This window comes from Ruegeria sp. HKCCA5491 (assembly GCF_013034565.1).
Taxonomy (GTDB): domain Bacteria; phylum Pseudomonadota; class Alphaproteobacteria; order Rhodobacterales; family Rhodobacteraceae; genus Ruegeria.
On sequence record NZ_WQGG01000001.1, the window covers coordinates 585,104 to 610,521 of the forward strand.

25 protein-coding genes and 1 riboswitch are annotated in these 25,418 nt (G+C 57.9%); of the genes, 14 read left to right on the plus strand and 11 right to left on the minus strand.

Annotation, left to right across the window (positions count from 1 at the left end):
- Positions 1-76: 76 nt before the first annotated feature.
- Entirely contained in the window at positions 77-1,267 is a 1,191-nt protein-coding gene (gene metZ / locus GOV88_RS02725) for an O-succinylhomoserine sulfhydrylase (protein WP_171122828.1), read from the minus strand.
- A 65-nt stretch (positions 1,268-1,332) separates the two neighbouring features.
- Positions 1,333-1,410, minus strand: a riboswitch (SAM riboswitch).
- A gap of 224 nt (positions 1,411-1,634) precedes the next feature.
- Between metZ and GOV88_RS02730 the strand changes: the two genes are divergently transcribed.
- Positions 1,635-2,324, plus strand: a complete 690-nt coding sequence (locus tag GOV88_RS02730; protein ID WP_171239471.1) for a glutathione S-transferase N-terminal domain-containing protein — start codon at positions 1,635-1,637, stop codon at positions 2,322-2,324.
- Between the two features lie 1,180 nt (positions 2,325-3,504).
- On the opposite strand, the gene GOV88_RS02735 is transcribed toward GOV88_RS02730, so the two are convergent.
- Positions 3,505-3,876 (minus strand): OB-fold nucleic acid binding domain-containing protein, encoded by a 372-nt coding sequence (locus tag GOV88_RS02735; RefSeq protein ID WP_171121071.1) that lies wholly within the window; start codon positions 3,874-3,876, stop codon positions 3,505-3,507.
- 127 nt (positions 3,877-4,003) lie between these two features.
- Between GOV88_RS02735 and GOV88_RS02740 the strand changes: the two genes are divergently transcribed.
- Both GOV88_RS02740 and GOV88_RS02745 read left to right on the plus strand, forming a co-directional pair.
- Positions 4,004-4,327, plus strand: a complete 324-nt coding sequence (locus GOV88_RS02740) for a 2Fe-2S iron-sulfur cluster-binding protein (RefSeq protein ID WP_171121070.1) — start codon at positions 4,004-4,006, stop codon at positions 4,325-4,327.
- Positions 4,327-5,103 (plus strand): VCBS repeat-containing protein, encoded by a 777-nt coding sequence (locus GOV88_RS02745; RefSeq protein ID WP_254449140.1) that lies wholly within the window; start codon positions 4,327-4,329, stop codon positions 5,101-5,103. Before GOV88_RS02740 ends, GOV88_RS02745 begins: the two co-directional genes overlap by 1 nt.
- Before the next feature lie 118 nt (positions 5,104-5,221).
- Here the strand turns inward: GOV88_RS02745 and purD are convergent, their stop codons facing one another.
- Positions 5,222-6,484, minus strand: coding sequence for a phosphoribosylamine--glycine ligase (purD, locus tag GOV88_RS02750; RefSeq protein ID WP_171239472.1), 1,263 nt, complete (start codon positions 6,482-6,484; stop codon positions 5,222-5,224).
- Positions 6,485-6,559: 75 nt separating this feature from the next.
- Between purD and xseA the strand changes: the two genes are divergently transcribed.
- Positions 6,560-8,053 carry an exodeoxyribonuclease VII large subunit gene (xseA, locus tag GOV88_RS02755; protein WP_171239473.1) on the plus strand — a complete coding sequence of 498 codons (1,494 nt, stop codon included), beginning with the start codon at positions 6,560-6,562 and terminating at the stop codon, positions 8,051-8,053.
- 8 nt (positions 8,054-8,061) lie between these two features.
- On the opposite strand, the gene GOV88_RS02760 is transcribed toward xseA, so the two are convergent.
- Positions 8,062-8,457, minus strand: coding sequence for a hypothetical protein (locus GOV88_RS02760; protein ID WP_254449141.1), 396 nt, complete (start codon positions 8,455-8,457; stop codon positions 8,062-8,064).
- Positions 8,458-8,593: 136 nt separating this feature from the next.
- Here GOV88_RS02760 and GOV88_RS02765 point away from each other — a divergent pair, with 136 nt between their 5' ends.
- From GOV88_RS02765 to GOV88_RS02785, 5 genes are all read left to right on the plus strand, one after another.
- Positions 8,594-9,229 carry a lysoplasmalogenase gene (locus GOV88_RS02765; RefSeq protein WP_171239474.1) on the plus strand — a complete coding sequence of 212 codons (636 nt, stop codon included), beginning with the start codon at positions 8,594-8,596 and terminating at the stop codon, positions 9,227-9,229.
- A 58-nt stretch (positions 9,230-9,287) separates the two neighbouring features.
- The gene (gene ftsY / locus GOV88_RS02770) at positions 9,288-10,430 is read left to right on the plus strand and encodes a signal recognition particle-docking protein FtsY (RefSeq protein ID WP_171239475.1); all 1,143 of its coding nucleotides are present in this window, start codon (positions 9,288-9,290) and stop codon (positions 10,428-10,430) included.
- A 90-nt stretch (positions 10,431-10,520) separates the two neighbouring features.
- Positions 10,521-11,423 (plus strand): EamA family transporter, encoded by a 903-nt coding sequence (locus GOV88_RS02775; protein WP_171121060.1) that lies wholly within the window; start codon positions 10,521-10,523, stop codon positions 11,421-11,423.
- 16 nt (positions 11,424-11,439) lie between these two features.
- Positions 11,440-12,045 (plus strand): inner membrane-spanning protein YciB, encoded by a 606-nt coding sequence (locus GOV88_RS02780; RefSeq protein ID WP_171122810.1) that lies wholly within the window; start codon positions 11,440-11,442, stop codon positions 12,043-12,045.
- 138 nt (positions 12,046-12,183) lie between these two features.
- Positions 12,184-12,852 carry a Crp/Fnr family transcriptional regulator gene (locus GOV88_RS02785; RefSeq protein ID WP_171121056.1) on the plus strand — a complete coding sequence of 223 codons (669 nt, stop codon included), beginning with the start codon at positions 12,184-12,186 and terminating at the stop codon, positions 12,850-12,852.
- 215 nt (positions 12,853-13,067) lie between these two features.
- On the opposite strand, the gene GOV88_RS02790 is transcribed toward GOV88_RS02785, so the two are convergent.
- The 6 genes from GOV88_RS02790 to rpiA form a co-directional block, all read right to left on the minus strand.
- Complete coding sequence (locus tag GOV88_RS02790) at positions 13,068-14,597, minus strand: Do family serine endopeptidase (protein ID WP_171239476.1); 1,530 nt, start codon at positions 14,595-14,597, stop codon at positions 13,068-13,070.
- Between the two features lie 92 nt (positions 14,598-14,689).
- On the minus strand, positions 14,690-14,884 hold the full coding sequence (locus tag GOV88_RS02795; RefSeq protein ID WP_170482677.1) for a DUF2065 domain-containing protein: 195 nt from the start codon (positions 14,882-14,884) through the stop codon (positions 14,690-14,692).
- Positions 14,884-15,762, minus strand: coding sequence for a protease modulator HflC (gene hflC, locus GOV88_RS02800; RefSeq protein ID WP_170482680.1), 879 nt, complete (start codon positions 15,760-15,762; stop codon positions 14,884-14,886). The genes GOV88_RS02795 and hflC overlap by 1 nt, the downstream gene beginning before the upstream one ends.
- A complete protein-coding gene (hflK, locus tag GOV88_RS02805) occupies positions 15,762-16,907 on the minus strand; it encodes an FtsH protease activity modulator HflK (protein WP_171122806.1) in 1,146 nt (381 codons plus the stop codon). Before hflK ends, hflC begins: the two co-directional genes overlap by 1 nt.
- Positions 16,908-16,979: 72 nt before the next feature.
- On the minus strand, positions 16,980-18,338 hold the full coding sequence (gene gor, locus GOV88_RS02810) for a glutathione-disulfide reductase (RefSeq protein ID WP_171239477.1): 1,359 nt from the start codon (positions 18,336-18,338) through the stop codon (positions 16,980-16,982).
- A 133-nt stretch (positions 18,339-18,471) separates the two neighbouring features.
- On the minus strand, positions 18,472-19,257 hold the full coding sequence (gene rpiA / locus GOV88_RS02815; protein WP_171239478.1) for a ribose-5-phosphate isomerase RpiA: 786 nt from the start codon (positions 19,255-19,257) through the stop codon (positions 18,472-18,474).
- Positions 19,258-19,424: 167 nt separating this feature from the next.
- Here rpiA and GOV88_RS02820 point away from each other — a divergent pair, with 167 nt between their 5' ends.
- Genes GOV88_RS02820 through GOV88_RS02835 form a run of 4 tightly spaced genes read left to right on the plus strand, consistent with a single transcriptional unit; the run spans position 19,425 to position 22,876 of the window.
- Positions 19,425-20,126, plus strand: coding sequence for a glutathione S-transferase family protein (locus tag GOV88_RS02820; protein WP_171122800.1), 702 nt, complete (start codon positions 19,425-19,427; stop codon positions 20,124-20,126).
- Position 20,127: 1 nt separating this feature from the next.
- The gene (locus GOV88_RS02825; RefSeq protein WP_171239479.1) at positions 20,128-21,501 is read left to right on the plus strand and encodes an L-serine ammonia-lyase; all 1,374 of its coding nucleotides are present in this window, start codon (positions 20,128-20,130) and stop codon (positions 21,499-21,501) included.
- A 21-nt stretch (positions 21,502-21,522) separates the two neighbouring features.
- On the plus strand, positions 21,523-21,951 hold the full coding sequence (locus tag GOV88_RS02830) for a GFA family protein (RefSeq protein ID WP_171239480.1): 429 nt from the start codon (positions 21,523-21,525) through the stop codon (positions 21,949-21,951).
- 10 nt (positions 21,952-21,961) lie between these two features.
- Entirely contained in the window at positions 21,962-22,876 is a 915-nt protein-coding gene (locus GOV88_RS02835) for a DMT family transporter (protein WP_171239481.1), read from the plus strand.
- Here the strand turns inward: GOV88_RS02835 and GOV88_RS02840 are convergent.
- The gene (locus GOV88_RS02840; RefSeq protein ID WP_371808210.1) at positions 22,821-23,498 is read right to left on the minus strand and encodes a thiamine diphosphokinase; all 678 of its coding nucleotides are present in this window, start codon (positions 23,496-23,498) and stop codon (positions 22,821-22,823) included. The two genes, GOV88_RS02835 and GOV88_RS02840, sit on opposite strands and share 56 nt — an antisense overlap.
- Before the next feature lie 153 nt (positions 23,499-23,651).
- On the opposite strand from GOV88_RS02840, the gene GOV88_RS02845 reads away from it, so the two are divergent.
- On the plus strand, positions 23,652-25,328 hold the full coding sequence (locus GOV88_RS02845) for a hypothetical protein (protein WP_171121038.1): 1,677 nt from the start codon (positions 23,652-23,654) through the stop codon (positions 25,326-25,328).
- Positions 25,329-25,418 lie beyond the last annotated feature (90 nt).

Sequence of the window (25,418 nt, forward strand, 5' to 3'; positions counted from 1 at the left end):
ATTTCGGTGCGGGAAAAGCAATTTACCACCCCGCACACTAACCTTTGACAGGACCCTATCAGGTCTGGACGCTTCCTTATCGCTGAGAAGCGGCCAATGCCTGCCTGATATCGGCAAGCAGGTCGCCTGCGTCCTCAAGCCCAACCGAAAAACGGATCAGGCCCGGTGTGATCCCCAATTCATCCTTCTGCGTGTCACTCAGGCGCTGATGGGTCGTCGTAGCCGGATGGGTTGCAATCGACTTTGCATCCCCAAGATTGTTTGAGATCACCGGAATCGTCATCGCGTTGAGGAAGGCAAATGCAGCCTCTTTTCCACCCTTGATGTCCAATGACAGAACCGTGCCGCCCTTGCCGCCTAGTTGAGACTGAACCAAAGCGTTCTGCGCGTGTGTCTTCAGGCCGGGATACAATATGCGTTCCAGCGCGGCATCCCCCTCTAACGCCTCGGCAATGATCTGGGCAGACTCGGCCTGCGCGTTGACCCGCAAGGTCATCGTTTCCAGACCTTTCAACATCACCCACGCGTTGAACGGGCTAAGCGCCCCCCCGGTGTGTTTGAGATACGGCTCGATAGTTCCGCGAATGAAATCCTTGGTGCTTATGATGACGCCGCCAAGCGCCCGCCCCTGCCCGTCAATGTGCTTTGTTGCAGAATAAACCACCACATCCGCACCTTGCTGGATCGCACGCGAGAAGACCGGAGTCGAAAAAACGTTGTCGACAATCACGGTCGCGCCGACAGCATGGGCGAGTTTGGCAACAGCCGAAATGTCGATCACTTCGAGCGTCGGGTTCGACATGGACTCGAAAAACACGGCTTTAGTATCCGGGCGGATCGCCGCTTGCCACGCGTCCAGATCGGTGCCGTCTACAAACGTCACCTCGACCCCATAGCGGGTCAGGATGTTTTCAAGGATATACAGGCAAGAACCAAACAAAGCCTTGGCCGAAACTACATGGTCGCCCGCTTTCAGCATCGAGGTCAAAGCAGCATTCACCGCCGCCATACCAGACGCGGTGGCAAAGGCGTCCTCGCCCCCTTCCAACGCCGCGATGCGCTGTTCGAACATAGACACGGTCGGGTTTCCGTAGCGGGCATAAATGAACTCATCCGGGCCGGCTTCGATGAACCGTGCCTCGGCCTGTTCAGCGTTTTCGTAAACAAAGCCCTGCGTCAGAAAGATCGCCTCGGACACTTCGTTATATTGGCTGCGACGAATGCCGCCGTGGACGGCTTGGGTGCGTTTGTTCCAGCTCTCGCTCATCTCATTCCTCTCGGCCCTTGTCTGGCAAGGGCATCAAAAAAACCCCAGTCGCGGTCAAGCGAAAGGGGCCTTTCATCCTGACCTTTTAGCGGTGTTGTTTAGCGTGGCCCGCAATCCGGCAACAAATCGCCACGTATTACCTTGCGCTTACGCCTCAGTTGTCAGCGCGTCAACCCTGACCGGTGCAACGTCGCGGGTCCGCTTCGCCCCGCTCACCCAAGCGCCATAGCGCCCAGGCAAAACGGTGCCACAATATCTTGTGCTGGGCATACCGCCGCTGGTCACGGCTTTTTGCCTTATCTCAGTCACAACAGCTATTGCCCTTCGGTCAGAAAGCCCCATGATCCTCTCAACCTGAGGAGACATCATGATCGACTTGTATTTCTGGCCCACGCCAAATGGTTGGAAAGCCTCCATCGCGCTGGAAGAGATGGAGTTGCCCTATACAACTCATCTGATCAACATCGGTAAGGGCGACCAATTCGACCCCGAGTTTCTGAAAATCGCTCCGAACAATCGGATGCCTGCGATTGTCGACCCGGACGGACCGGACGGACAGCCGATCTCGGTTTTTGAAAGCGGCGCGATCCTGATGTATCTGGCCCGCAAGACCGGCCGGTTCTATGGCACGACGGAGAGAGATCGTGTGGCGGTTGAAGAATGGTTGATGTGGCAAATGGGCGGCGTCGGACCGATGGCGGGTCAGGCGCATCACTTCCTTAAATACGCCCCCAACCTCGAACCACCGCAGGATCTACCCTACGCCAAGGATCGCTACCGGACCGAGGTCGGGCGGTTGTATGGCGTTTTGGACCGTCGACTGGCCGAGAATGAGTACGTGGCAGGCGATTTCTATTCCATCGCAGATATGTCGATCTGGGGCTGGGCGAGCCTGTGGGAAGGTCAGCAACAGGTTTTAGATGACAAACCGCATTTCGCTCGCTGGCTTGAAACGGTCAGCGCTCGTCCGGGGGTTCTGGCAGGGCGGGCGTTACATGCCGAACTGCGCGGAGATCATAGGGACAGGCAGGCACAGGGGATTTTGTTCAAGCGATAATCCACCTCATACGAATGTCTTCTTTGAGCCCATTGGTGCCGTCTCGTGCAATGCAACCAATGTCGGCTATTCCAGAAATTTCCAGGGCTTCAGGGGCGAGCTATCTGAGAGTCTCTCGGCCACTGGTTGCAAAGCGTATGTTCCTCGGGCAACTTGCGGGAAAAGGTGCCCTGTTATGTTCCCGCTCAACGACCCTACAATTTTCTCCCTTGTCTTGGCGGGTGTTGCCCTACTTTCAGCAGTGGCGTTTCGTTTTGGATGGAAGGTCCGTGCTCCACTTCTTCTTATGGCATTGGCGCTCCCGGCTGTTTTTTATGGTCTATTTCGCCAACTGGTGATCACGCTGGGCTAGGGTATGTGCTCACAATTGTTCCATCTATTGCATTAATTTTAGTAGGCGCGGGATGGGGAAATGTCATGAGATTGGCGCGGGTCTCATTGGCGATTTCAATATTGATTCCGGTCATTGTTACCAGTGCCTATGCGGGTCGCGCGCTTTGGAACCAATACGTCCCAAACGCTTGTCTTGGAAAGACTCTTCAAGTTCGCCTAGCCGGTGAAACCTTGAGTCTTCCACCAGAGCTGCGCCCTCGTCTTGAGAGGGGGCGGAATATTAGCTTCTTCGGTAGATTGGATAGAAAATCTGGCTATTCGCGCTTGTGTAGAATTAGTCGAAACGGCGCACAAGAAATCGATATGGACTTGGTTTGGATAACCCCGAGATCGAACCATCCACGTTTGACTTCTGTATGTGAAGCCGATGAGGCGCCTGACTGGTGCGGTATGTACTCACCTTATCCATACCGTCACATCGGGAAAGTTCTGATCGCTACAGATACCGAGCCAAGCTTTCCCATGCCCTACTGGAGAGAGGGAGGGTCGCTCAAGAAAGAGAAGCAAGGCGATCTGACCGAAGGTTCCATTTGTCTGTTGTCATAAGAAGGGAGTAAAACTCAGTGTTGGGTTTGGCAACCATTTGGCAATGGATCAAGTCTAACCGTTAGCACCAGTAACTTGGACCCGACATTTGTTGATATGTCTGTCGAACAGGCCCGTGAAATGGCTCACCAAGCACTTGAGACAACGCTGTCCATAATCACGCCGTAAGAGAATGCGCCTCAGAAGTTTATTCGGATGTTGGGCTGTACGAACTGAACGGCAGCAAAGTCAGCTTACGTGACTACCCCTTCCCCCGCACCAGTACATCCAGCATCCCTGAGATATCCTCAATCTCTTCGGCGATCACATGGGTCACCGAATGCGCGCGCTGCATACGTCCCGTGACCCGTAACAACCGACCCGAGATCACGGCGCGGCGAAAGCGTTCATAGATCGCACGCCAGACCACCACGTTCACGATACCGGTCTCATCCTCAAGCGTCAGAAAGATCACCCCCTTGGCCGTCCCCGGCCTCTGCCGCAGGATCACCAACCCGGCAACGGCCACCCGCGCGCCTTCGGGTGGGTCGTCCAGCCGCTTGGCTGGCAGACAGGCAGGTGGGCGCGGCCAGTCTCGGTTTGAAACCGTAGGGCGAACAGGGGCAACAAGCATGAGAACAAAAATAGAACATGCAGCCAGAAAGTCCAGACATAGCGCGCCAAGTCGCAAATGAGGCTGGTCAGACCTAAATGCCTTCACTAAGGAAGAATTCGACAATCGAAAAAGGAAGACGCACGCAATGGCAAAGATCACCTATGTCGAGCATGGCGGTACCGAGCATACTGTCGAGGTCGCCAACGGACTGACCGTCATGGAAGGGGCCCGCGACAACAACATCCCCGGCATCGAGGCCGATTGCGGCGGCGCCTGCGCCTGCTCGACCTGCCACGTCTATGTCCATCCCGACTGGGTCGAGAAAGTTCCCGCCAAGGATGACATGGAAGAGGACATGCTGGACTTTGCCTTTGAACCCGACCCTGCCCGCTCGCGCCTGACCTGCCAGATCAAGGTCACGGATGAGCTGGACGGTCTGGTCGTTCAGATGCCGGAAAAACAGATCTAATGCAGTCCAAAGCGCCGCGCCTGCCCGCTCGCCTGTGGCAACGCGGGACCCGCGGCGCGCTGCTGGCGTTTGGGTTATGGTTTTCCGGAGTTGGCTTCGCCACCGCCGCCGACACTGTAACTGCCGCACGGTACACCGAACCCACCACACGCTATGCCCATGGCGTTTTGGGGGACGATATCGAATATGGTGCACTGGAAATCACCGTTGAAAGCACCGACTCCAAGGAACAGGCGAACGAACAGTCGGTACTAACGATCCGACTGCCGCAGGACCGGGTGTTCGAGGACCTCGCCCCCCGATTGTCAGACGTTGACCTTGATGGAACAAACGAGGTCATCGTCGTGGAATCGCAGGAAAACACCGGCGCACAACTCGCCATCTATAATGCACGCGGCGAAAAGATAGCTGCCACGCCTCATATTGGCACTCGCAACCGCTGGCTTGCCCCTGCAGGGATTTGGGATCTGGACAATGACGGCAAAATCGAAATCGCCTATGTAGATCGCCCGCACTTGGTCAAAACCCTGCGCATCTGGCGCTACTCGGACGGCAAACTTACTGAAATCGCTGCTCTTCCCGGCCTGACCAATCACCGTATCGGAGATGCATTTATCGCTGGCGGTCTAGTCTATTGCACGACAGGCCCCGAACTGATCTTGGCAAGCGCCGACTGGTCCCGCATCATCAGTGTCACCTTTAGAAACGGCTGGATAAAAAGCGATCTCGGTCCGCTCAAAGACCGCAAGACCCTTACCCAAACCCCGAACTGCTGATCCGCCCTTAATCTGGCTATAAATATCCCGGGGAGCCGCCATTGGCGCAAGCGCCAATGGCGGCGGGGCAGCGCCCCTCGCCCCAAGAATTCAAGACGGGCGCAGCCCGGCAATTGGATTACAACGCGCGCCAGCCGATATCGCGGCGGAAAAATCCGCCGGGCCAGTCTATCCCGTCCACCATCGCATAGGCCCGGTCACGCGCGTCCTGCAAAGTCTCCCCCCGTGCAGTCACGTTCAGCACACGACCGCCCGCCGCCAGAATTTGACCATCCTCAGCTTTGGTTCCCGCGTGGAAGACCATGTTCTTACTGTCTTCAGGAAGTGCGCCCAAACCGTTGATCACACTTCCCTTTTCATAAGCTCCCGGATACCCGTTCGCCGCCATCACAACGGTGATCGCATGGTCATCCGCCCAGTTCACGCGCGCCTCTGCCAAGCGTCCCTCGGCCGCGGCATGCATAAGGTCCATCACCTGTCCGCCCAGACGCATCATCAGCACCTGGCACTCCGGGTCGCCAAAGCGCACGTTGTATTCCACCAGCCTCGGCTGTCCGTCCTTGATCATGAGACCGGCATAAAGCACGCCCTGAAACGGCGCGCCACGACGCTTCATCTCATCCATGGTCGGGCGCACGATTTCATCCATTGCGCGTGCCTCAATCTCGGCGCTTAGAACCGGTGCCGGAGAATACGCCCCCATTCCGCCGGTATTCAGGCCGGTATCGCCTTCGCCGACGCGTTTGTGGTCCTGCGCTGTGCCGACTGACAGGATGTTTTCACCGTCACATAGCACAAACAAAGAGGCCTCCTCGCCCTCCATAAACTCCTCGATCACCACCTCGGCGCCGGCCCCGCCAAACGCGCCGCCGAACATATCGTCGATCGCCTCCAGCGCGGTTTCTTCGTCCATTGCAACGATCACCCCCTTACCGGCGGCCAAACCATCGGCCTTGACTACAATCGGCGCACCCTGTTCGCGAATATAGGCTTTGGCGGGGTCAGCTTCGGTAAACCGTGCATAAGCCGCAGTCGGAGCACCGGCGGCATCACAGATTTCCTTGGCAAAGCTCTTGGAGGCTTCCAACCGGGCTGCTTCTGCCGACGGACCAAAGACCAGAACGCCTGCCTCTCGCAACCGATCTGCAACCCCGGCTGCCAAAGGCGCCTCGGGGCCGACAATCACGAAATCAATCGCGTTTTCCTCGGCAAAGCTGACCACTGCGCCGCCATTCTCGATATCAAGCGCCGCGCACTCGGCGATCTGCGCGATTCCGGCATTTCCCGGCGCGACGATCAGCCGATCACATTTGGGGTTCTGCATCACTGCCCAAGTCAAGCTGTGCTCCCGCCCACCACTGCCGAGAATGAGGATATTCATGACTGCTCTCCGATCTGCTTGGCCTCGCCTTCCGCGCGTTCTAAGCTGGGCAGGCATTTGACACAAGGCGCTGAAATGTCCGACCTGCTTGACGACCCCATTCCCGGCCAAAACACCCCCGAATACAGCGTTTCGGACATTTCAGGAGAGGTTAAGCGCACGCTTGAAGGCGCGTTTGGCCGAATCCGTGTGCGCGGCGAGGTCGGACGCGTGTTCAAAGCGCGCTCGGGCCATCTGTATTACGACATCAAGGATGACCGAAACGTGCTGGCGTGCACCACGTGGAAGGGCCAAATCTCGGGCTTGTCCGTGGTGCCGGAAGAAGGGCTTGAGGTTGTTGTAACCGGTCGCCTCACAGCTTTCGGTGCACAATCCAAGTACAACCTGAATGTCGATGAGGTCGCGGTCGCCGGACAAGGTGCCCTGATGGCGCTGCTGGAAAAACGCAAGAAACAGCTTGAGGCCGAAGGGCTATTCGCGCCAGAGCGCAAGAAGGTTCTGCCCTACCTGCCGCAGATCATCGGCGTTGCGACATCCCCATCAGGCGCTGTGATCCGCGATATCCTACACCGTCTGCGCGACCGGTTTCCGCGCAAGGTGCTGATCTGGCCGGTGGCCGTACAGGGATCAAACTGCGCACCCGAAGTGGCGAACGCCATTCAGGGATTCAACCGAATGACCCCCGGAGGCGCCCTGCCGCGCCCCGATCTGATCATTGTCGCCCGTGGCGGTGGGTCGATCGAAGACCTGTGGGGCTTTAACGAAGAAATCGTCGCGCGCGCCGCCGCCGCCTCGGATATTCCACTGATTTCGGCCGTGGGGCACGAAACAGATACAACACTGATCGACTTCGTTTCTGACCGACGCGCACCCACGCCGACGGCCGCAGCGGAACTGGCGGTTCCCGTTCGTATGGAACTGTTGGCCTGGACCGGAGAACAAGGCGCGCGTCTTTCCCGTTCGGCCACAGATGCGGTTCAACGCCGCGCCCAGCGTTTGCGCGATCTGTCCCGGGCCTTGCCACGACCGGATACCTTGTTGAACATTCCACGCCAACGTCTTGATCTTGTTGCAGATAGGCTGGCACCCGCGCTTGACCGAAGTGTTCAGAACCGGCGTTTGCGTGTCGTTGAGATCTCTGCACATCTGCGTCCGGCCACGCTGCGCAATCTGGTGGCGGCGCGGCAAGAGGCCGTTCGCAACCTGTCTTCCCGGCTGTCCCTGCGGCCAATCCAGCGCGAGATCGAAGCGCAGCGAAATAACGTCACCCGACTGGCGGAACGCCTGAGCGGCGCGCAGACCGCACGTCTCGACCGGATGCGCCAGAATCTTGAGGCGACGGACCGTCTGCGCGAAACACTCAGCTACAAAGCGACGTTAGAAAGGGGCTACGCAGTGGTGCGCGCAGAAGGTCAGGTCCTGACGACCAAAGAACAGGCTGGAAAGCACGCTTCCTTCGAGATCGAGTTCGCGGACGGTGTGCTAAGTACAGGTCAGGCAAACCCGTCACGTCCATCGCAGAAGAAAACGCCATCAAAGGATACTCCGGACCAGGGATCGCTATTTTAAGGGGCGCGCTAAACGCCGACGTCGGGGCCGTGGCAGACCATTTCCTCGTCGATCTCATCGGCTTCATACAGCTCGGTTCTGTCCGGGTTCCCTTCAAACTGAGCGATCAAGCCGCTCCCCGAATCCGTGAACAACCAGCATTGCGGATCCAGACGATCCTCGTACAGGAAACATATCTGGCCGCTTTGCTCGTACCAAACACCTTCCTTGCAGTCCCCATCCAAAAAAGACCATATAACTCTGCGGTTTGGCAGGTAACGTTCAACCCCGTAAACCTGCCCCTGAAACCCGTAGAACAGAGTTTTCCCGCGTGTGTATGCATCAAATTCCGATCCCGAAAGACCAGGCTCCGCGCCCACAGCCGGACCGGACATTACCATCAGAATCGCGATAGACCTCAGCATATGATCATCTTCGCAGATGTGGTGCAGCAACGCCAACTCTGCGCGCAACGCACGACTTACCCAACGTAACAGGTTGAGGTAATGCCGAGTTCCCGGCGACGCTGTTCAAAAAACCATATTACGGGAGAGCCGCCAAATGACCGCCCTGTTTCTGATCGCCGCAGCCTGCGCGCTTGTGTATCTGCCGATGTCACCGAAACCCGCAAGTGGGCTAAGGTCAGTCCTAAAGACGCTGTCGGTTGCCATACTTGCGCTTATCGCAGCCCGACAGGGCGCGCCACTGTTGCTGACCACAGCTCTGGCTCTCTGCGCGGTCGGCGACGCATTACTGTCTCGGGACTCCGACGCCACATTCATGGCCGGCATCGGTGCTTTTGCCGCCGGACACTTGACCTATATCGCTTTGTTTCTGTCCCATCCGTCCAGCGAAACAGCGCTTATCTTCGACAGGCCCGGCTTCTTCTGGTCGTTGATTATATTAGGCATCGTTGCCGTAACCTTGCTCGCCCCCCGCGCCGGAGAGTTAAAGGTGCCCGTTCTTGGATATATCCCGATTATCCTCGGTATGGGTCTTACCGTTTTGGCAGTGCCCGACATCGGCCCTTTGCGTTGGGCGTTGCCCGCAGCGTTGGCCTTTATCGCGTCCGACCTGATCCTAGCGACGGAAAAGTTCCTGCTGCCCCAAAATCATCCAAGCCTCCGCCTCACGCCTTACATGGTGTGGATATTGTACTGGGGCGCTCAGGCCGGGTTGCTGATTGCCTTTCTGTGACCCTTTGCAACTGGTTCAAATCCGCATTAGGTGAGAGGAACATCTGCGGAGACCAAAAATGGCGTTTTTCTCAAAGCTCAAGGACAAGCTGTTCAAATCCTCGTACCGACTCGAACAGGGGTTGGACGCCATCATCGAAGATGGCGGCGAAGAAACAACAGCCCCTGACCCTGTCATCCCCGAGCCAGAGCCGCAGCCAGAACCCGTACCTGAAGTTCCGCAGCCACAGCCTCAACCACAGCCTGTTGAAACCCCTGAACCAGTTCCGGCAGACCCAATGCCAGCCCCCCCGCCACCTGAGGCCGCACCGTCCAAAGGTGTTCTGGCGCGGATGTTCAGCCGAAACGAGGCAAAAACCGTTATTCGCCGCACGCTTGACGACGACATGCTGGAACAACTCGAAGAGCTGTTGATCGCCTCGGACATGGGTGTAGACACCGCATTGCGCGTCACCTCCAACATGGCCGAAGGGCGTTTGGGCCGCAAACTTTCAACACAGGAAATCAAACAGCTACTGGCACAGGAAGTTTCCCGCGTGATGGAGCCTGTCGCCAAACCGCTGCCGATCTACCCCAAGCGCCCTCAGGTGGTGCTTGTGGTCGGCGTGAACGGATCCGGAAAGACCACAACAATCGGCAAACTCGCAAGCCAGTTCAAAGCTGCAGGCAAAAAGGTCGTAATTGCAGCGGGCGACACATTCCGGGCTGCGGCGGTCGAACAGCTTCAAGTCTGGGGCGAACGTGCCGGCGTGCCCGTCCTTACAGCGCCCGAAGGATCCGACCCCGCCTCTCTCGCATTCGATGCCCTCACGCGCGCGCAAGAGGACGGAGCAGACCTGCTGATGATCGACACCGCTGGCCGCCTGCAAAACCGCGCCGATTTGATGGAAGAGCTCGCCAAAATCGTCCGCGTCATCCGCAAGGTCGACGAAACCGCTCCGCATAACACCCTTTTGGTGCTGGACGCGACCACCGGACAAAATGCCCTCAGTCAGGTCGAGACATTTCGCAAGCTGGCCGATGTCTCGGGTCTTGTGATGACCAAATTGGACGGCACGGCCAAAGGCGGCGTTCTGGTGGCGCTCGCGGACAAATTTGGTCTGCCGATCCACGCGATCGGCGTCGGGGAACAGATCGACGACCTTGCCCCCTTCGACCCTGAAGAATTCGCCGCCGCCCTCACCGGCCTTGACCAAAGCTGACCCGCCGCTTCATCTGGCTAAAAATATCCTCGGGGGGTGTGGGGGGCAGACAGCCCCCCACCCTCTCCTCCCAACGCAAAGATCTGACACTTGAGCGACTGGCTGATCTCACTCGAAGGCACCGAAGCAGGCCATCAGCTCGCGCTGGGATTGGCATTGATGGCGGCGTTCCTTCACGCGGCTTTCGGAGCATTGCAGAAGGGTCGTCACGATCCCTGGCTGTCCCGTGGAGCCATCGACGCGTGTTACTGCCTGATGGCAGCGCCCTTTGCCTTTTTCGTCGTGCCGTGGCCAGAGCCCTACATGTGGCCCATCTTCGCCGTCGTGTGGCTGATTCACATCGTCTACAAAACGCTACAGGCTATGGCTTATACCAAAGGCTCCTACACCGTCGTTTACCCGGTCGTCCGTGGAACCGGCCCCTTGTTCACCGTTATCGGCGCCTACCTGCTGTTCGGGGAGACTTTTACCGGCATCCAATGGCTGGGTGTCGCGGTTTTGCTGGCCGGCATATTCGGACTGGCGGCCTACAACTTCCGCTTTCTCGAAACCAACCGCGAAACGCTTGGGATCGCCCTGGCGCTGGCAATCGCCACCGGATTGTTCGTAGCGCTTTACACAACCTATGACGCTTATGGCATACGCGCGACCGCCGACCCTTTCACCTTTTTGGCCTGGTTCTTCATGATCGACGGCGCCACCATGCCCATTTACGCCTTCCTGAGATGGCGTGCGATGGTCAACCGGCCCGCGATCGGCCCCTTGATGCTGCGCGGTTTGGCTGGCGGCATCATTGCCCCGCTGTCCTTTGGCTCTATCATGCTGGCAACGCGATTGGACAAAGTTGGCGAGGCTGCCGTTCTGCGCGAAACCTCGACCGTCTTTGCTGCCCTGATCGGCTGGCTGATTCTGAAAGAAACCGTTGGGCCAAGGCGGATCGCTTTGATGGCATTGATTGCGTTGGGCGCCGTAATAGTTGAAATGGGCGGGTAAACAGCAGGAAACTGACATGACTGGCAAGAAAGAAATCAATCCATTTCTAAAACAGGTGCTGGAACTTGGCCCTCCGCTGGCCTTTTTCTTCATCTACCTACGCTTGCGGGATGACAGTTTCGAGCTTGCCGGAACTGAATATTCCGGGTTCATCGTCGCGACCATCATCTTCGTGCCCCTGATGCTGTCTGCAATGGCCGTGCTATGGTACCTGACCGGGAAACTCAGCCGGATGCAGATTTTCACCGCGTTCATGGTCATTTTCTTCGGCGGCCTGACAGCCTGGTTCAATGACGAACGGTTTTTCAAGATGAAAACCACGCTGGTCTACGGGTTCTTTTCGATCATCCTTGGCATCGGATTGCTGCAGGGTAAATCCTATCTCGCCTATGTTCTCGATGAAATGCTTCCCATGCGCAACGAGGGCTGGATGATCCTCACGCGCCGACTGTGCGGGTGTTTTGCAGTTCTAGCCGTGGCCAACGAATTAGTCTGGCGCACGATGTCCACCGACCTTTGGGTCAAGATCGAAACGTTCGGGTTTCCGATCGCGTTGATGGTCTTTCTCATGCTTCAGTTCAGCATGCTACAAAGCTATATGGACGACCCCGATCATCAGTAAACCGGGTGGTCGAACCGGTCCTGTGGAGCGCCAACGCACAGCCAACTTTCGGAATTCGCATAAAATCCTTGGCTAAACGTCATAGCTGTGGAAAATTGTGGAACCACTCACCATTGGCAGCCGGAGCACCACATCCACATGACGGCCATCCCAAACAGCGGCTTTTTGGCCGAGGCGTCTGACAGGCTCAGGGCCATGCTTTCTGCCCAGGCGACAGAAATTTCGCTTGAACAGGGTGAGACCCTGTTTGAACAAGGTGACGAAGGTGACTCACTTTACGCCCTCACTGAGGGCACATTGGAAGTGTCCTTTCTGGCCATGAGTGGTCGAAAACTGTCATTGAGCCTGATGAAGCCGGGCGAAATCTTCGGTGAAATCGCCCTGTTCGACAACGGACCGCGCACCGCCACGATTGCGGCTGCTGAACCGTCCCGTGTTCTACGCGTCCGGCGCAGCGACGTAATGAACCAAATCCGTCAGCATCCCGATCTTGCGGTCGATTTGATCCGCCTTGCGGGATTGCGTATGCGTTGGATGGGATCGCAAATGAATGAGCAGGTCTTTCTGCCAATGCCCATCCGTTTGGCGCGTAAGCTGCTGCACCTGTCCGGCCTTCAGGACGACCCTGCCAAACGGATCACCCTGTCGCAGAGCGAACTGGCCGAGTTCGTTGGCGCGACACGGGAAGCCGTATCCAAAACAATCTCGACCTGGAAGCGCGATAACGTGGTCGAGGCATCACGCGGCGGTCTGATGATCCATGACTTCGAAGCCCTGCGCGAATTGGCGGAATCCGATCTGATCTGATCCGTTGTGACCTGCTTCACATACGACCGGCTGCGTTAAGACTATCTTCGTAATTGTTACCGTAGGAGGTCAGAGAATCATCCCCGATATCTGTCCACTGACCTCTCCCTGTATCAGAGCCACGCGCCTTCCCCGGCGTGTGGCTCACTTCTTTGCAGAACAGAAAAAAGGCCGGAGCAAACGCCCCGGCCCATTCATTCAGGTAGACCCGAATTTCACTCTTCCAAGCTTAGAGCCACAAATCGCGGGTCACCGCCACGGCGCACCAAAAGCAGCAGGGATTTCCGCCCAGCCTCTCGCGCTTCGTCCATCCGTGCTTCCAGATCTTCGACCGAAGTGACCTTTTGCTGGCCAGCCTCGGTAATGAGGTCACCCGAGCGCAATCCCTTTGCGTAGGCCTCCGAGGCTTCGTCAACCTGAGTTACAACCAAACCTTCGGCGTTTTCATCCAAGCCCATGTCGGTACGCATCTCATCCGTCAAAGGCGAGATCGTAAGACCCAGTATGTCGGCATTTTCCTCAACTGGCGCTTCTGACGTTTCTTCCTCGCCGTCCTCAGACCGCTCAGCGTCCTCACGCCGTCCGAGTGTCACCAGAACAGTCTGCGTTCCACCATCCCGGTGTACGACCACGCGAACCGACTTGCCAACTGTGGTTTCGCCAACCTTACGGACAAGGCCGCGCGTATCCTCGACCTCGACCCCATCGAAGCTGAGGATCACGTCACCAGCCAACAAACCGGCGTCTTTTGCCGGCCCGTCCGGCACATCGCTGATCAAAGCGCCACCCGGTTTGTCCAGTCCCATGGCTTCGGCCATATCCTCGGTCACGTCTTGAATGCGCACACCCAGCCAGCCGCGGCGGGTCTCACCGAACTCACGCAGTTGGTCCACAACCTTAACGACAACATTCGATGCCATCGAAAACCCAATCCCGATCGAACCACCATTGGGCGACAGGATGGCCGTATTCACACCGATCACTTCGCCGTCCATGTTGAACAACGGCCCGCCCGAGTTACCTCGGTTAATCGCCGCATCGGTCTGAATGTAGTCGTCATAAGATCCGCTCAGCGCACGGTTGCGGGCCGACACGATCCCGGCCGAAACCGAAAATCCCTGCCCCAACGGATTGCCCATCGCGATCACCCAATCGCCTACGCGGGCCACGTCGCTATCGCCAAATTTGACATATTGCAGCGGCCCCGTCGCCTCGACCTTGAGCAGCGCAATATCGGTTTTTTCGTCCGTGCCAATTACCTTTGCAGGCAATTCCTTCTTGGGCTGCCCGTCACCCGGAAAGAATTCGATCAGAATCTCATCCGCTTCGGCGATCACGTGGTTGTTGGTGACGATGTAACCATCCTCTGAAATCACGAACCCCGACCCAAGCGCATTACTGCGTCGCGGGGCGTTCTCGCCATTATTGCCCCGGTCCTGAAACTCGCGGAAAAAATCTTCGAAGGGCGACCCTTCGGGAACGATGCCCTGCGGCCCGGTCTGATTTTCGATCAGGGTCGAGGTTGTGATGTTCACCACCGCCGGGCTGATCTTTTCGGCCAACGGCGCAAGGCTTTCCCCGCGCGCAAATGCTGCCGATGTCTGCGCCAGGATTATCAACATCCCAGCAAATGCCAGCCACATCAGCCGCAAAAAACCAACCCTGTCGTCCGCTCGGACGGAAATACTGCGCGCTTGTGCCTGCACTTGGGTACTCCTTGTCGTCAATTCTGCGGGATCGCGCATGAACGCCTCCCTCTTGGCAACCAATGTAGTCGGTTTAATCAGGCCCGCAACTGAGGATCGCGGGGAAATCACCTGCAATTGAAAACACGGCACTAAAACCCGACCTGATACGCGCCCCAAAGCAGGATAAAGCCGCTGACCACGCAAAGCAGCCCCGCCAGTCGTCGCGCCTGTTCAGGCAGCGATCGTAATGCTTCCAGCATCCGTTCAATAAGCGAAGGGGCCAGCGCATAGGCCAGCCCCTCGACAATCAGTACCAGCCCGAGGGCCAGAAGGATCATACCCATTACTGGGATGCCTGCCCTGTTGGTGACTTCAGATAGTTAAAGAACTCTGAATCCGGGCTCAGAACCATCGAACTGTTGCTGCCGCCCAACGCGCGCTCATAAGCGGACAGAGACCGATAGAATTCAAAGAACTCTGGGTCTTTGCCAAATGCTTCGGCGAAGATCGCGTTACGTTCAGCGTCAGCTTCACCGCGGATGATCTCTGCCTCGCGGTTGGCGTCCGAGACCAGTTCGACCACGGTACGATCAGCTTGCGCGCGCACACGCTGCGCCGCCTCGTTACCACGGGCGCGTTCGTCCGTCGCTTCACGCTCACGCTCGGCCTTCATCCGGTCGAATGTCGCCTCAAGGTTGGCCTGCGGCAGATCGGTCGCCTTCAGGCGCACGTCGATCACGTTCACGCCCAGCGCACGGGCTTCAGCAATCGCACTGTTGCGGATACGCAGCATCAGCGCCGCACGGTCCGAGCTCAGGATGTCGCGGGACGACACCGAACCCAGAACCTCACGCGTTTCGGCGCGCAGGATACGGTCCAGACGATCTTCGGCGACCGGAATGCCGCCGACACCAACGGCTTGACGGAACTGTTCCAGATCGGAAATCCGGTAGCGGGCAAAGGCATCAACGACCAGACGACGATCATCCAGAGGCGTGACCTCCAGCGGTTGCACGTCGATCGAAAGGATGCGGTCGTCATAGCGGACAACGTCCTGAATCAACGGGATTTTAAACGCCAGTCCGGGTTCTTCTTTGACGGCGACCACGCGACCGAACTGAAGGACCAGCGCGCGTTCACGTTCATCCACGATGAAAATCGAAGACAGACCAACAACGCCAATGATCACCAAGGCAATGAGGATAAGGGGTGATTTACGCATCAGTTGCTCTCCTCAGCCTGATTGCGGCGCAACTCATTGAGCGGCAGGTAAGGCACGACGCCCTGCCCCTGACCGGTCGAGTTTTCGTCCAGAATGATCTTGTCCACGTCGCCAAGCACCTGTTCCATCCGTTCCAGATACAGACGCTTGCGCGTCACGTCCGGAGCTTTGGAATATTCCTCCAGAACCGCGCTAAAGCGGCTGGCTTCACCTTGTGCGCTGTTGATCTGCTGCGCGCGATAGGCTTCGGCCTCTTCCAGAACCTGCGCGGCTTCACCACGTGCTTCGGCAAGAACGCGGTTGGCATAGGCGTCGGCCACGTTCTGCAAACGGTCACGTTCCTGCGCGGCGGCCTGAACGTCACGGAAGGCGGCGATCACGTCCTGCGGCGGGTCGGCCTTGTCAAAGTTGACGCGGATGATGTTCACGCCCGAATCGTAGCTGTCCATCGTTGTCTGAATCAGTTCCTGCAGGCGTTCGGCAATGACACCACGGTCACGGTTCAGGATCGGTGCCAGCTCGCTTTGCGCAATAATCTCGCGCATGGCCGATTCCGACACGGCGCGGATCGTCTGGCGCGGGTCACGCAGGTTAAAGAGGAACCTGGCCGGGTCGCTGATGTTCCAGACGACCTGATAGTCGATGTCGACCACGTTTTCGTCGCCGGTCAGCATCAGGCCATCATCGCTTCCGCGCGTACCGCCCATATCTTCGGTTTGTTCGCGCGTTACCGGGATAACCTCAGCCGTAACAAAGGGCCAAGGCGCAAAGTTCAGACCCGGATTACCGACGGCTGAAAACTCACCCAAAAACAGTTCAACCGACTGTTCTTCGGGTTTGACGGTATAAAAACTGGCCGCACCCCAAAGAACCGCCGCAACGACCACGCCGATCAAAACGGTTCCCTTGGTGAAAATGGGACCGCCCCCGCCAGAGCCCTGCCCGTTTCCGCCCCGGCCGGAACCACCGCGACCGCCCATAAGGACGCGCAGTTGTTCCTGACCTTTTTTCATCAATTCGTCGATCTCGGGGATCTGCGGGCCGTCGCCTTCGGGCGGGCGTTGCCCGTTCCCGTTGTTACCCCGATTTCCTCCGCCACCCGAAGAGCCTCCGCCCCCCCAGGGGCCGCCGCTGTTGCCCGCCATATGTATATATTCCCTTGTGTTGGACCGTGTGATCACGGGTTCCCTTGTAACTTGTGTGCGCGCAGTTGCAAATCAAGCAGTGCGTACAGGTTGCCGCATTGTCACCAGCTCTTCTGCCATGACCGGGTGAACGGCGACGGTGCGGTCGAAATCTTCTTTGGTGGCGCCCATTTTAACGGCGATACCTGCAAGCTGGATCATCTCGCCCGCGCCCGGTGCCACGATATGACAGCCCAGCACCTTACGGGTTTCCTGACTGACGATCAGCTTCATCAAAACCCGCTGCGTTCCACCTGCAAAAGCCTTCTGCATGGGTTTGAACGACGTGGCATAAACCTCGATTGGCTCCTGTGCGGCAGCCTCTTCTTCACTTAGGCCGACGGTTCCCATTTCAGGTTGTGTGAAGATCGCCGTTGGGATCAGCTCATGATCTACCGGGGTCGGATTGCCCCGGAAGACCGTTTCAACAAACGCCATGCCTTCGCGAATCGCTACCGGCGTCAGGTTCACCCTGTCAGTCACATCCCCAATGGCATAGATCGAGGGCACAGCGGTCTGGCTGTATTCATCAACGACGATTTCACCCTTGCGTCCGCGCGCAACGCCCAGCGCTTCAAGTCCAAGATCGTCGGCATTTGGGGCACGGCCCGTTGCGTACATGACCACATCGAACCGGTCCTCGGTACCGTCAGTGGCTTTCACACGGATCTGCTCGCCCTCTTTGGTCATCTCAAGCACGTTGGTCCCCAAACGGACGTCGATGCCGTTCTGGCGCATTTCTTCGCAGATCAGGCCACGGGCTTCTTCGTCAAAGCCCCGCAGGATTTGCGCACCCCGATAAAACTGAGTGGTTTTCACGCCCAACCCGTTCATGATCCCGGCAAATTCACTGGCGATATAGCCGCCTCCGACAATCAGGATGCTTTCGGGCAGCTTCTCCAGATGGAAAATCTCGTTCGATGTGATCGCCAGGTCCGACCCCGGAAAATCCGGCACAACCGGGCGGCCACCAGTGGCGATCAGGATATGCTTGGCGGTCTTGCGCGTTCCGTCCGCCAACTCGACAGTATGCGGATCAACTACATGAGCGCGCTGGTCAAAGCTTTCGACGCCGTTGTTCTTCAGGATATTACGATAAATACCTTCGAGCCGGTCAAGTTCGGCAACCAGCTTGCCGTGAAAGGTGTTCCAGTTGAATGCACCGGGCTGAATGTCCCAGCAATACGCCTGCGCGTCTTCGACCGTGCCCGAGAATTCGCTGGCAAACACCATCAGTTTCTTGGGCACGCATCCCCGGATGACACATGTACCGCCATAACGGTCTTCTTCTGCAAGTGCGACTTTTGCCCCGGTTTCCCCGGCTGCAACGCGCGCCGCGCGGACCCCGCCCGAGCCTCCGCCGATGACAAACAGATCATAGTCAAAGCTCATCCTGAGTTCCCTTGTTCTTTCAAGCCAAAATTCGTTGAGTATCTGGGGTCGATTACCAAACTGCCAACCCTTGATGTTTCAGAAAGTTCGCTGAGCTATTCGCGTTCGCGCAAAGTTCAGCTTCACCACCTTGTTAATCCGCAAGATCCGCGAACAGGTTTTCTCCGCCTTCAGTGGGCTGATCCACTTCGGTTGTCCCTTCGTTGATATCGCGCACTTCGACACGGCCATCCCCATAACCGATCACGATCTGGTCACAGATATCCACGAACAATCCGTTCTCAACCACACCGGGGACCTGGTTCAAGACCAATGCCAACTGCCGCACATTCCCAATACGCTGAAGGTGCAGATCCAGAATGTGGTTGCCTTCGTCAGTCACATACGGTGCTTGCCCGATCATGCGCAACGCGGTCGAGGTGCCCAACACATCCATCGTATCCAGCACTTCTTCGATCAAAGTGCGTGTTGTCTGCCAGCCGAATGGAATGACTTCGATCGGCAGTGGAAACGCGCCCAGCGTTTCAACCTCTTTGCCGGCATCTGCGATCACGACCATCTGATCACTGGCTGTGGCGACGATCTTTTCCTGCAGCAACGCTCCGCCACCGCCTTTGATGAGGTTCAGTTCGCCGTCAAACTCATCCGCGCCATCAATGGTGATATCCAGCCATCCAGCCTGATCCAGAGAGACAACGTTAATCCCGACCTCACGGGCCAGTTGCGCCGTGCGGGTCGAAGTTGGCACACCCTTGATCTTCAGGTCTTCTTGCTGCGCCCGTTCCCCCAAACGGCGCACCATCCAGTCGGCAGTCGACCCGGTGCCAAGCCCGACGCGCATTCCGTCCTGCACCATGTCAGCCGCGCGGCGCGCGGCGACATATTTGGCTTTGTCGATGGGTGACAACTCTCCGATCATCGCCGTAAATCCTTATTTTGCTGCCGGACTTATACGGAATGCCTGCGGCGACTGCGAGAGCGAATAAAACATTTCGCAATGCTTGCGCGGCTGAAAACTACGCGTTTCCGATTGGAAACGTCGCAATCGAAGGTTTCGCCTTCTGCGCAGCGGTGTACACAAGCGTTATGAACGCGCGCTACCGTCTGCACTATGCCCCCGACAACGCCTCGCTGGTGATCCGGCTGGCGATGGAAGAGATGGGCCTGCCCTACGATACGGCTCTGGTCGATCGCAGTCAGAATGCACAAGACGGTGCGGCCTATCGCGCGCTGAACCCCAACGGTCTGATTCCGGTGCTCGAAACCCCTCAGGGCCCGATTTTTGAAACGGCCGCGATTTTGCTTTGGCTGGCCGACACCCATTCACAACTTGCACCTGCACCGCACAGCCCCGACCGGGCCGCGTTCTTGAAGTGGCTGTTCTTTGCATCGAACACTCTACACGCTGACCTGCGCATCCTTTTTTATGCAGAAAAATACATTGAGGCGACGCAGACCGATCCTTTGCGCGCAGGAATACGCCAGAGATTGCGCCAGCACCTTCAGGTTCTGGAAGCCACAGCAGAGCAAACCCCGAACTGGCTGCACCCCGAGAAACCCTCGGTTCTAACGTATTACCTCGCTTGCCAGATGCGGTGGATGGCCCTCTACCCGATGCAGTCCGACCGCAGTTGGTATCAGGTGCACGATACACCGCGCCTGCGGGACGTGCTTATGCACCTGGAAACCCGCCCTGCGACCCGCGCGGTTATCAAAGCCGAAGGGTTGGGGGTTACACCGTTTACTTCTCCGACTTATGCTAACCCTCCAGAAGGCTCCGCTACCTGATATGTTCCTGTCTGTCTTCGATATGTTCAAAGTGGGCATTGGCCCATCCTCGTCGCACACAATGGGTCCGATGGTGGCCGCGGCACGTTTTCTGGACCTTATGCGCGATTCTCCGTTCGAATTTGCGGGCCTGCGCGGCTCGCTGCACGGCTCTCTTGCTTTTACAGGTGTTGGGCACGCCACGGACCGCGCGACGATACTGGGGCTGGCTGGATTTGTTCCCGATACTTACGACAATGAAAAAGCCGAAGCCGCGCTGCTGGCCATCAAAGAGAGCCACAGCGTTACCCCCGATGGTTTGCCGACGCTGCATTTCGACCCCAAGGCGGATTTGGTCTTTGATTACGATCACACCCTACCGGGCCACGCCAACGGCATGATCCTGATGGCCACGGACGCACAAGGCGACGTAATCCTGCGGCAGGTCTACTATTCGATCGGGGGCGGGTTTGTCCTGACCGAAGAAGAACTGGCCGCAGGCAAAGCCACCGACGAAGGCGCCCCCGTCCCCTTTCCGTTCAAATCGGCGGTCGAAATGCTAGACATGGCCAAGGCCAGCGGCAAAAACATCGCCGAGATGAAGCGCGCCAACGAAATCGCGCGCGGTTGTGTCGACAGTTTTGCCAAAGGCTCGGCCCGTCTGTGGCAAGTCATGAACGACTGTATCGAGCGCGGCCTGCACACCGATGGCATTCTGCCCGGTGGCCTGAGCGTGCGCCGCCGCGCTAAGGGTATCCACGACGCGCTTCAGGCTGAACGAGGGATGAACCTGAATGCCCCGCACACCATCAACGATTGGATGAGCGTTTACGCCATGGCCGTAAACGAGGAAAACGCCGCCGGTGGTCAGGTCGTAACAGCGCCAACAAACGGCGCTGCCGGGGTTCTGCCTGCGGTCCTGCGCTATTACCTCGATCACGTGCCCGGTGCTTCGGAAACGCATATTGAGGATTTCTTGCTGACTGCGGCTGCCATTGGCGGGCTGGTCAAGTTCAACGCGTCGATCTCGGGTGCCGAAGCTGGGTGTCAGGCCGAGGTTGGCAGCGCCTCGGCAATGGCTGCGGCGGGGCTGTGCGCTGTGATGGGTGGCACGCCTGAGCAAGTGGAAAACGCGGCTGAAATCGCGTTGGAGCACCACTTGGGCATGACCTGCGACCCGGTCGCAGGGCTGGTTCAGGTTCCCTGCATCGAGCGCAACGGGTTGGGCGCAATCAAAGCAGTTTCCGCAGCGTCTTTAGCGTTGCGCGGTGATGGTCGTCACTTTGTCCCCTTGGACGCAGTCATCGAAACCATGCGCCAAACCGGGCATGACATGCATGAAAAGTACAAAGAAACATCGTTGGGTGGTCTGGCCGTGAACGTGCCCAATTGTTGAGCCCCGAGTCGGAGGAGCCTTATGCACGGACACTGCCTATGTGGTTCTATAACCTTTGAGGTCGATCCCCCTGCCCTGTCCTGCGTGACCTGCCACTGCGACAGTTGCCGACGGCAATGCGCCGCACCAATGACAACATATTTCGGGGTGCGCGACGGCCAGTGGCGCTGGACGGGCACGGAACCAAAGACCTTTACGTCTTCGCCCGGCGTTGAACGCAGTTTCTGCCCGGAATGCGGCACGCCGATCTCGTTTCGGTCTCAGGCGATGTCGGGCATCCTGCATCTATACGTCGCGACGCTGGACAATCCCGACGCTTTGCAGCCGACGCTGCATGTAGCCCACGAAGAAAAGCTGGAATGGCTTAGGCTGAATGACGATCTGCCGGTCTGCATTGGGCCGGACTACACCCAAGTACAGCCCTTGCCCGAAGACCCCCATTCAACTTAGCGTCCCGGGCATGACACAGGATCGCCCCGTCTTCGGCATCGTCTTGATGCTTGGGTTTTGCGTGCTCGCCCCCTTGGGCGACGCGATGGCCAAGCTTTTGGGTGAGACAACGCCCGTTGCGATGCTGGTCTTCGTCCGTTTCGCGGTGCAGGCGATGGTCCTGATCCCGCTGGTTGCTTTGACGGGACGACATTGGCGGATGCGGGGGCGCGTACTGCGCCTGACGGCCATTCGAACGATTTTGCACATTCTCGGTATCAGCGCGATGTTCAGCGCCTTGCAATATCTGCCATTGGCCGACGCGGTGGCCATCGCCTTTGTCATGCCCTTCATCATGCTGTTGCTGGGCCGTTACGTGCTCGGCGAAGAAGTCGGCCTGAGGCGCCTTGTGGCCTGCGCCGTAGGTTTCGCGGGGACGCTGATGGTTATCCAGCCAAGCTTCATTCAGGTCGGAGCGGCTGCCCTTCTGCCCCTGGTCGTCGCCATCGTCTTTGCATTGTTCATGCTGGTCACGCGACAAATAGCGAAAGAGGCCGACCCGATTACCCTTCAAGCTGTTTCGGGTGCGATGGCCACCATCATCATGTTGCCCGTCCTGATCGCTGGAACCGCGACGGAGGTCTGGCACCTTTCGCTGGTCGTCCCAACTGAAGGCACCCATTTCCTGTTCTTGGCGATAGGCCTGCTTGGGACCGTCGCGCATCTGTTTATGACGTGGTCACTGCGCTATGCGCCCTCGGCGACGCTGGCCCCGATGCAGTACCTTGAGATACCAGTCGCCACCCTGTTCGGCTGGCTGGTCTTTTCGGACCTGCCCAACGGCATGGCCGCGATCGGTATTACGATCACCGTTCTGGCCGGCCTGTATGTCATTCTGCGCGAGCGGGCCAGCGCCCGGTCTGCCCCGACAGAAAAGCCTGCATAACCGTATCCAAGGCCGTCCTCGGGACCATCACCAACAACCCCGGCGCGTCCATGATTAGCGTAACCTCAGATACTGCCCGGTTCGATGTCCCGACCACTCCGTCAGGTTCCAGAACCAGCGTGTCGATCGGCCATTCCAATCCCGTACTCCGCCCCGTTACCTGCTGAAATGGAAACAATGAGACGACGTCACCCGGCGCAAGCGCAAGCCTGATTTTTGGCGGTGCGTGAAACACGACCTCATGCTCCCCCAACAGGACGCAGGGCCGATCCTGCCGCCTGACCAACCCGTTAAGCACGGCCAATTGGTGATCCAACCGCCCGCCAAGAAACCCGACCCCCAGGATCAACGGCGCGTCTACGCTGCGCAATGCCTTGTCAAAGTCCGTGCTGTCTTGTTCACGAATTGGAAACAGACGGTCGGATGGAATCTGCGCTTTGTGGGATGCCTCCAACGAATCGAAATCACCGATCACGGCCTCGGGGATATGTCCGGCCTCAAGCACCGGTATCGCTCCGCCATCGGCAGCTACGACCCTACCTGCGCGAATCAGCGCGATTTCCAGATCGCGGGGCCCAATTTGCCCGCCTCCGACCAGCACAATTGGCTCGTCAGAGCGCACAATTGGCTTATTTTTTCTAAGATTGATCATTTTTCCCGGTTTTGGACACATTCAGACCACAAAATGATAGGTTTATAAGCAAAGTTTCGAACCAATAGGGGTGCCCGGACCTGGGCAGGTTGGTTCAGGTAGTTTGTAAAGGACGTGCGTCTGATGGTACAGAATAACAAGGTTTTAACCGTTTCCTACGGAACCTTCTCATGCACTTTGGAAGGCTTTGACGATTCCTTCGAAACGATGAAGGCCATCGCCGAGTACTTTCGCGACCTTGCTGCGGAAGACCGGTACTTTGGGTCAGAACCTCCCCAGCCCGACGCCGAGATGTTGGCCCGCATCGCGCAGCGCGACGCATCCACACGCGTGGAAGCCCGCCAGAACGAAAGCGGCCTGTTGCTGCGTGCAACCGAAGTTGCGGCAGCGCCTTCCGAACCTGCAACGCCAGTAGAGCAAGCGCCGAGCGCGGCAGAGCCGGAACAAGCCCCCGCTGTTTTCTTTGATGACGCGGAAGCGGTTGAAAACGCCCCTGCCCCGGCCGCTGACAGCATAGCCGCCAAGCTGCAGCGCATCCGTGCCGTCGTATCCCATACCGACGAGAATTCGGTCATTTACGCTGAGGACGAAGAAACGACGCTGATGAGAGAGGCCGCTGGCCCCTCGGATGCCGTCGCTGCCGCCTTTGAAGCCGGTTCGTTGAGCGCGGCAGACCTGCAGGAAGACGTCCCGGCAGAAGATGTTGCCCAAGCCGACGCAGCGCCGTTCGAAGCAGAGGACACCGCACCAATTGCCGAAGACGACCAGATGCCCACGGCCGAGGCGGCTCCCGAAGCCGTGGAACCTGTTGCTGAACTGGACGAGCTTGCCGAAGAATACGATCCGTCCATTGAGGCGGTGATTGAAGCCGTCGAAGATCTGGACGAAACCTCGGTGCTGCCCACCGAGGACGTGATCGAGGAAGAGATTGCCGAGACTGAAATCAAGCTTTCGGATGACGAACAGGACAAAGACGAAGAGATCCTCAATATCCTCAGCCAGGATGCCTCGGACAACGACGATGTCGAAATTGAAGAGACCGCTGCCGAAGAAGGTGTTCTGAGCGCGCAGGACGAAGAAAACCTCCTTAGCGAAATCTCTGAGGTTGAAGCGTTTCTTGCCAATCGTGCGAACGAACCCGCAGCCGATTCAGCGGCATCAGATCAGGACTTGACGCGCCTGATGGACAAAGCCGGTGTTCAGATGGACGATCCGGCGAACACACAGCGCGAGACCTATTCTCACCTCCGCGCGGCTGTAGCTGCAACCGAAGCAGAGCGCAAAGAACAGCCCGAGGCAGACGATGAGGAAGAAGAATATCGCAACCTGACATCGTCCGTAGTCAACCCTCGCCGCCCCGAGGTTCAGGTGACCAGCATGCGCCCGCAATCGAATACGCTGGCTCCGTTGAAGCTGGTGGCAGAACAACGCATTGACACTCACGACGAAGATGCCGGCCCCGTTACGCCCCGCCGTGTAAAGTCCGAGGATGAAGATCAGGCGAGCGAGGAAGGTGGATTTGCATCCTTCGCGCAAGAGCAAGGCGCGCAGTCCCTGCCCGATCTGCTTGAGGCCGCAGCGGCCTACCTGTCGTTCATCGAAGGTCAGGAGCAATTCTCGCGCCCGCAGTTGATGAATAAGATTCGCTCACTCAAGCAAGATGAGTTCAACCGCGAAGAAAGCCTGCGGTCCTTCGGTCAGTTGCTGCGCGACGGCAAGATCGAGAAAGCAGGTGGTGGACGATTTGCAGCGTCAAACCAGATTGGCTTTCGCCCGAATGACGAACGCGCCGCTGGCTGACCATATACAAGCTTGAAATCAAGGGGCCGGTGCTATGCACCGGCCTTTTCTTTTGCCTATTCAAACTGATACCTCCGTGCCCGATTGTGA